The organism is Burkholderia sp. HMSC10F09 (genome assembly GCF_001806955.1).
Lineage (GTDB): Bacteria > Pseudomonadota > Gammaproteobacteria > Burkholderiales > Burkholderiaceae > Burkholderia > Burkholderia multivorans.
Genome location: NZ_KV786800.1, coordinates 1 through 6325, shown reverse-complemented (window position 1 = coordinate 6325; position 6325 = coordinate 1). Strand labels below are relative to the sequence as shown.

8 protein-coding genes and 1 pseudogene are annotated in these 6325 nt (G+C 64.9%); 1 reads left to right on the top strand and 8 read right to left on the bottom strand.

The window, feature by feature from the left end; all coding sequences use genetic code 11:
• A pseudogene (locus HMPREF3115_RS32605) lies at nt 1-392 on the top strand (peptidoglycan endopeptidase); the annotation flags it as partial.
• Between the two features lie 264 nt (nt 393-656).
• Here the strand turns inward: HMPREF3115_RS32605 and HMPREF3115_RS19655 are convergent.
• The 8 genes from HMPREF3115_RS19655 to HMPREF3115_RS19620 form a co-directional block, all read right to left on the bottom strand.
• Nucleotides 657-1667: an inorganic phosphate transporter gene (locus tag HMPREF3115_RS19655; RefSeq protein WP_006402301.1), complete on the bottom strand. Its 1011-nt coding sequence runs from the start codon at nt 1665-1667 to the stop codon at nt 657-659.
• Between the two features lie 10 nt (nt 1668-1677).
• Nucleotides 1678-2304 (bottom strand): DUF47 domain-containing protein, encoded by a 627-nt coding sequence (locus tag HMPREF3115_RS19650; protein WP_006402300.1) that lies wholly within the window; start codon nt 2302-2304, stop codon nt 1678-1680.
• Between the two features lie 137 nt (nt 2305-2441).
• Nucleotides 2442-3824, bottom strand: a complete 1383-nt coding sequence (locus tag HMPREF3115_RS19645) for a replicative DNA helicase (RefSeq protein WP_006402298.1) — start codon at nt 3822-3824, stop codon at nt 2442-2444.
• Nucleotides 3825-3963: 139 nt separating this feature from the next.
• A complete protein-coding gene (gene rplI / locus HMPREF3115_RS19640) occupies nt 3964-4416 on the bottom strand; it encodes a 50S ribosomal protein L9 (protein WP_006402297.1) in 453 nt (150 codons plus the stop codon).
• 27 nt (nt 4417-4443) lie between these two features.
• Nucleotides 4444-4719, bottom strand: coding sequence for a 30S ribosomal protein S18 (gene rpsR / locus HMPREF3115_RS19635; RefSeq protein WP_004193360.1), 276 nt, complete (start codon nt 4717-4719; stop codon nt 4444-4446).
• 2 nt (nt 4720-4721) lie between these two features.
• A complete protein-coding gene (gene priB / locus HMPREF3115_RS19630) occupies nt 4722-5021 on the bottom strand; it encodes a primosomal replication protein N (protein ID WP_006402296.1) in 300 nt (99 codons plus the stop codon).
• 39 nt (nt 5022-5060) lie between these two features.
• Nucleotides 5061-5435: a 30S ribosomal protein S6 gene (gene rpsF / locus HMPREF3115_RS19625; RefSeq protein WP_006402295.1), complete on the bottom strand. Its 375-nt coding sequence runs from the start codon at nt 5433-5435 to the stop codon at nt 5061-5063.
• A 339-nt stretch (nt 5436-5774) separates the two neighbouring features.
• Nucleotides 5775-6325: anti-sigma factor family protein (locus tag HMPREF3115_RS19620; RefSeq protein ID WP_371089503.1), on the bottom strand; the 551-nt coding region annotated here is incomplete at its 5' end.

Genomic DNA, 6325 nt, shown 5'->3' with positions numbered 1-6325 from the left:
CACCGCCCGCGGCCGTCGCCGCGGCAGCCGCGCCCGTGTCGACTGTATCGACTGCGGCAGCCGCGCCTGCGGATCCCTACGAGCCGCCGCCGGCCCGCTTGTCCGCGGCCCGGCAACAGGCAGCGTCCGCGGGCGGCGACGCGATCGCCGCGACGTCGAACACGATGCCGGCCGGCACGCCGGAAGTCGGCACGCCGATTCCGACGACGGCGCTGACCGCCGCGGAAGCCGCCGCATTCGATGCCGAACCGCCGGCTGCCGCCGCGCCGTCGCGCAATAGCGAGCCGGCCGCCGTTCAGGTGCTGCGCGCGTCGACGCAGTCCGCGCCGGTCGGCGCCCGCACCGGCACGGCCGACGACCCGATCGCCCGCTTCGCGAACGGCAGCTACTGACGCCCTCGGGCCCGCATTCTCGATTCACGTACGTCGAGGGATGTCCACACCATCGTGGCGCGCGGTCCGCATTGAGCGGCTTAAGCCGCCATCGTTTCACCTGCTTCCCGATCGTATCGATGGCCGGCTTCCCTGCCGATTCATCGTCTACGACCGCCGCCGTGCTTCCCACACACGCGCGCTGCCGCACACAAAAAAAGCGCCGCAGCCTGTTCGGCATGCGGCGCCCTTTTCTCGAAGCGGCGACCGGATTGCGCGTCGGAATCAGAAGATCCGGTGCCCGAGCCACCAGCCGCCGGCGGCGATCAGCGCGGATGCGGGAATCGTCAGCACCCACGCCCACACGATGTTGCCGGCAACACCCCAGCGCACGGCCGACAGCTTCTGCGTCGCGCCGACACCGACGATCGCGCCGGTGATCGTGTGCGTCGTCGACACCGGAATGCCGAGGAACGACGCGACGAACAGCGTGATCGCACCGCCGCTCTCCGCACAGAAGCCGCCGACCGGCTTCAGCTTCGTGATCTTCTGGCCCATCGTACGCACGATGCGCCAGCCGCCGAACAGCGTGCCGAGGCCCATCGACAGATAGCAGGCGCCGATCACCCAGGCAGGCGGCGCATCGGACGTCGCCGACGCGTAGCCGGACGCGATCAGCAGCATCCAGATGATGCCGATCGTCTTCTGCGCGTCGTTGCCGCCGTGGCCGAGGCTATAGAGCCCGGCCGACAGCAGCTGCAGCCGGCGGAAGCGCCGGTCGACCTTGCTCGGTGCGGTACGGAAATACAGCCACGACACGCCGAGCATGAACAGCGAGCCGAGAATGAAGCCGAGCAGCGGCGAAATGAAGATGAACGCGACGGTCTTCATCAGCCCGTCGACATTCAGTGCGCTCCATCCCGATTTCGCGAGCGCGGAGCCGACCAGCCCGCCGATCAGCGCGTGCGACGAGCTCGACGGAATCCCGTAGTACCACGTGATCACGTTCCAGCCGATCGCACCGACCAGCGCGCCGAACACGACGTAGTGATCGACGATCTCCGGATCGATCGTGCCTTTGCCGACGGTCTGCGCGACTTTCAGGTGGAAGATGAAATACGCGATCACGTTGAAGGCCGCCGCGAACACGACGGCCTGCTGCGGCTTCAGCACCCCGGTCGACACGACGGTGGCGATCGAGTTCGCCGCGTCGTGGAAGCCGTTCATGAAGTCGAATACGAGCGCGACGAGCACCAGCGTCGCGACCATCCATAGGGCGAGTTGTATCGAATGCATCGTGATCCGCTCAGGCGTTTTCCAGCACGATGCCTTCGATGATGTTCGCGACGTCCTCGCACTTGTCGGTGATCTCCTCGAGCAGTTCGTAGATCGCCTTCAGCTTGATGAGCGTCTTCACGTCGTCTTCCTCGCGGAACAGCTTCGACATCGCCGCACGCAGCACGCGGTCGGCCTCGGACTCCCAGCGGTCGATTTCCTCGCACTGCTTGAGGATCTGCGCGGACTGCTTCATGTCGGACAGCAGCGCGACGGCCTGCTGAACGTGCTGCGCCGACTGCGTGACGATGTGCGCGAGCTGGCTCGCTTCCGACGTGACGGACTGCACGTCGTACAGCGACACGGCCGTCGCGACGTCTTCCATCAGGTCGAGGATGTCGTCCATCGTCGTGATCAGCTTGTGGATCTCGTCGCGATCGAGCGGCGTGATGAAGGTCTTGTGCAGCAGATCGATCGCTTCGTGCGTCAGCTTGTCGGCGGCTTTCTCCGCCGTCTGCACGTTTTGCTTGTGAATCTCGGCGTCGGCGAGATTGTCGATCAGCAGTTCGAGCTCGCGGCCACCGGAAACGATGTGCTTCGCGTGCGCATTGAAGAGTTCAAAGAACTTGCCCTCGGTGGGCATGAATCGACCGAACATGGGATTCCTGAGAGATTGTCAAACGACTGTCACGAAAACGGGCGACATTGTACCGTTTCCGCTGACGGCGCGACGCGCGCATGCGCGCGCGCCGGACGGGATACAACGTTTGGCTAAATAGGGGTTTACATCCGGCGTTACTCGCCGTAGAAGTTCTGCGCCCCTGCAAAGTTGTCGAACTTCGTGTATTGGCCCAGGAACGTGAGCCGAACGGGACCGATCGGGCCGTTACGCTGCTTGCCGATGATGATCTCGGCCGTCCCCTTGTCCGGGCTGTCCGGATTGTAGACTTCGTCGCGATAAATGAACAGGATCACGTCCGCGTCCTGTTCGATAGCGCCCGATTCGCGCAGGTCGGACATCACCGGGCGCTTGTTCGGACGCTGTTCGAGGCCGCGGTTCAGCTGCGACAGCGCGATCACCGGCACGTCGAGTTCCTTCGCGAGACTCTTCAGCGAGCGCGAGATTTCCGAGATTTCGGTGGCGCGGTTTTCGCCCTGCGACGAGCCCGACATCAGCTGCAGATAGTCGACGATGATCAGCCCGAGCTTGCCGCACTGCCGCGCGAGACGCCGCGCGCGCGAACGCAGTTCCATCGGGTTCAGGCCACCCGTCTCGTCGATGAACAGCTGCGCTTCGCTCATCTTCTGCACGGCGTGCGTCAGCTTCGGCCAATCCTCGTCGGTGAGGCGGCCCGTACGCATGCGGTGCTGATCGAGCCGGCCGATCGAGCCGAGCATCCGCATCACGAGCTGCGTGCCCGGCATTTCCATCGAGAACACCGCGACCGGCAGCCCGTACTCGACTGCGACGTATTCGCCAATGTTCATCGAGAACGCGGTCTTGCCCATCGACGGCCGCCCGGCGACGATGATCAGCTCGCCGCCGTGCATGCCCGACGTCATCCGGTCGAGATCGACGAAGCCGGTCGGCGTGCCGGTGACGTCGCTCGGGTTCGCGGTGTGATAAAGCGTGTCGATCCGCTCGACGACCTGCGTGAGCAGCGGACCGATCTCGAGAAAGCCCTGATTGCCGCGTGCGCCCTCTTCGGCGATCGAGAACACCTTCGCTTCGGCTTCGTCGAGCAGCTGGCGGACTTCCTTGCCCTGCGGATTGAACGCATCGGCCGAGATTTCGTCGGCGACCGACACGAGCCGGCGCAACACCGCACGGTCGCGCACGATCTCCGCATAGCGGCGGATGTTCGCCGCACTCGGCGTGTTCTGCGCGAGCGCGTTCAGATAGGCGAGGCCGCCGACTTCGTCGGCCTTGCCGGACGTCGTCAGCGCTTCGAACACCGTCACGACGTCGGCCGGACGCGTGGCGGCGATCAGCCGGCCGATATGCTCGAAGATGATCCGGTGGTCGTAACGATAGAAGTCGCTCTGCGACAGGAAATCGGCAATCCGGTCCCATGCCGCGTTGTCGAGCAACAGGCCGCCCAGCACCGACTGCTCGGCTTCGACCGAGTGCGGCGGGACTTTCAGCGATTCGATTTGTGGATCTTGCGGCGCGTTCATGGGTTGGGATTATCGCGAATTGCGGGCCGCGACGCCAGTTCGTCGCCGGCGATCGGCCAACAAAAAAGGCAGGCCCCGGTTGCCCGGGCGCCTGCCCCTGTCCGGGCGGCGTGTGCCGCCCGGCAAGTGTTGCGTACGCTTACGCGTGGTCGCCGATCACGTTGATCGTGACGTCGACGACGACGTCCGTATGCAGCGCGACCTGAACGCCGTGCTCGCCGATCATCTTCAGCGGGCCTTCCGGCATGCGAACCTGCGACTTCTCGACGTCGAAGCCGGCCTTCTTCAGCAGTTCCGCGACGTCCGCGTTCGTGACCGAGCCGAACAGACGGCCGTCCACGCCCGACTTCTGCGTGATTTCGAACGACTGGCCGTTCAGCTTCTCGCCGACAGCCTGCGAAGCCGCCAGCTTTTCAGCGGCGATCTTCTCGAGCTCTGCACGGCGCACTTCGAATTCGGCGATCGCTTCCTTCGTCGCACGGCGAGCCTTGCGGTTCGGGATCAGGAAGTTGCGAGCGTAACCGTCCTTGACCTTGACGATATCGCCGAGGTTGCCCAGATTGGCGACTTTTTCCAACAGAATGATTTGCATTCGAATTCTCCTTATTGCGTCGCCTGATTACGCCTTGTGCTGATCGGTGTACGGCAGCAGCGCGAGGAAGCGTGCGCGCTTGATTGCCGTGTCCAGCTGACGCTGATAGTGCGCCTTCGTACCCGTCAGACGCGCCGGCGTGATCTTGCCGTTTTCGCCGATGAAGTCCTTCAGCGTTTCCGTGTCCTTGTAGTCGATCTGCTCGACGCCGGCTGCCGTGAAGCGGCAGAACTTCTTGCGCTTGAAGAGCGGGTTTTGTTGCTGACGACGCTTGTCGAATTTCTTACCAGTGGGGCGGGCCATGTTCAGTCCTTTCCAATGTCCTGCAATGCTGTGATGTGAAACACCAAGGTTCGCGCGTTGCGGCTTTTCTTTGCCAGGAAGCCCGTGAACAGCGTCTCGACGCCGAGTTCACATTGCTCCAGCCTGCCGCTCGCGTCGCCGGCCGCCACCGCCTCGATCGTCATTTCGACCTGACGGGGAATGCCTGCTTCGACGACTTCCGTGCGGTGCTGCAACGTCGCGCTCGCGATCGGAACGCCGGCGGGCGTGTATCGCACCGCTGCGCGCTCGACGACGCTTGCCGTCAATTGCAACCTGTTCACGTGAGTGGCGTGCTCCTTGGTGGCTTAATCGAGACGAGCTTAAGCCTGCGCTTCGGTCGGCTGAGCGGCAGCCGCCTTCTTGGCTTCTTCGCGCTGAACTTCCTTCATCATCGGCGACGGGCCGGTTTCGGCCTTCTTCATCTTGACGATGAGGTGACGCAGCACGGCGTCGTTGAACTTGAATGCGTGTTCGAGTTCGTCGAGCGTCGTCTGGTCGCACTCGATGTTCATGCAGACGTAGTGAGCCTTCGCGAGTTTCTCGATCATGTAGGCCAGCTGGCGACGGCCCCAGTCTTCGACACGGTGGATCTGGCCGCCGTGCGAGGTGATCGTGGTCTTGTAACGCTCGATCATCGCGGGCACTTGCTCGCTCTGATCGGGGTGCACGATGAAGACGATTTCGTAATGACGCATTACACACTCCTTGTGGATAGAAGCCACCCGGGCGTCTGAACCGGTGTGGCAAGTGAGAAGCCGAAGATTCTAACCCGGATACGCGCCGCGTGCAATGCCGATCGACGATTTGCCGCCCGATTCGGCCGTGTTTTCAATCACTTGAGCGGCTGCCGTGCCGCGCGGCGCTCGCGGCGCGCGTGCGTTCTGGAATATCGGGACGGAGCGCGGCGTGCGTCGGTGCCGGGCTGCGTCGGCGCCGGGCTGCGGCGGTGCCGGGCTCCGGCGGTGCCGGGCTCCGGCGCGGGCGGGATGGTCGGGTGTCCGTCGTTCACCGCCCCGCCGCCTCGCCAACCGGCGTCATTGTTCGCCGCCGGCCGCGCCGATGCGCGCCGATAGCGCTGCCCGGAACGCCGCGAGCGCCGACGGCTCCGCGTCCGTCACGGCCCACCAGGTCATGCCGGCCGCCGTCCAGCGATCGACCGCGTAGCCCTGCGACACGGTCGTGTACGGTGCGGTGCGTCCGTCGCCCGCCGGCGACACGTAGATGTCGATCACGTGCTGCCGGTAGCGGTACACGAGCACCGCGACGCGCCGTCGGTCGACATAGTCGAGCCGACCGCCGACGAGCACGAAGCCGTTCGCACTGAGATCCTCGACCGGCGGCGCGTAGTCGAGCCGCCCATTGAACCACGGCTTGACCGTGTGCCGATCGGTCGAGATCACGTCGATATCGCGCGCCGACAACCCCGCGCGCACGTGGCTCGCGACCAGTTCGTCGACCGTGCGGTCGGTCGCTGCGCGATGCGCGGACATCGCGATGCCGCCCGCTGCCGCCAGCGCGACGACGAGCGCAACGCCCCAGCCGAGCCCCGGCAGCGCCGGCGCGCGCGTGCCGGATGCCGCGGCAG

Coding starts and splice junctions, on each gene's coding strand:
- HMPREF3115_RS19650 (WP_006402300.1), bottom strand. CDS start 2,304: ATGTTCGGTCGATTCATGCCCACCGAGGGCAAGTTCTTTGAACTCTTC.
- HMPREF3115_RS19655 (WP_006402301.1), bottom strand. CDS start 1,667: ATGCATTCGATACAACTCGCCCTATGGATGGTCGCGACGCTGGTGCTC.
- rplI (WP_006402297.1), bottom strand. CDS start 4,416: ATGCAAATCATTCTGTTGGAAAAAGTCGCCAATCTGGGCAACCTCGGC.
- rpsF (WP_006402295.1), bottom strand. CDS start 5,435: ATGCGTCATTACGAAATCGTCTTCATCGTGCACCCCGATCAGAGCGAG.
- HMPREF3115_RS19645 (WP_006402298.1), bottom strand. CDS start 3,824: ATGAACGCGCCGCAAGATCCACAAATCGAATCGCTGAAAGTCCCGCCG.
- rpsR (WP_004193360.1), bottom strand. CDS start 4,719: ATGGCCCGCCCCACTGGTAAGAAATTCGACAAGCGTCGTCAGCAACAA.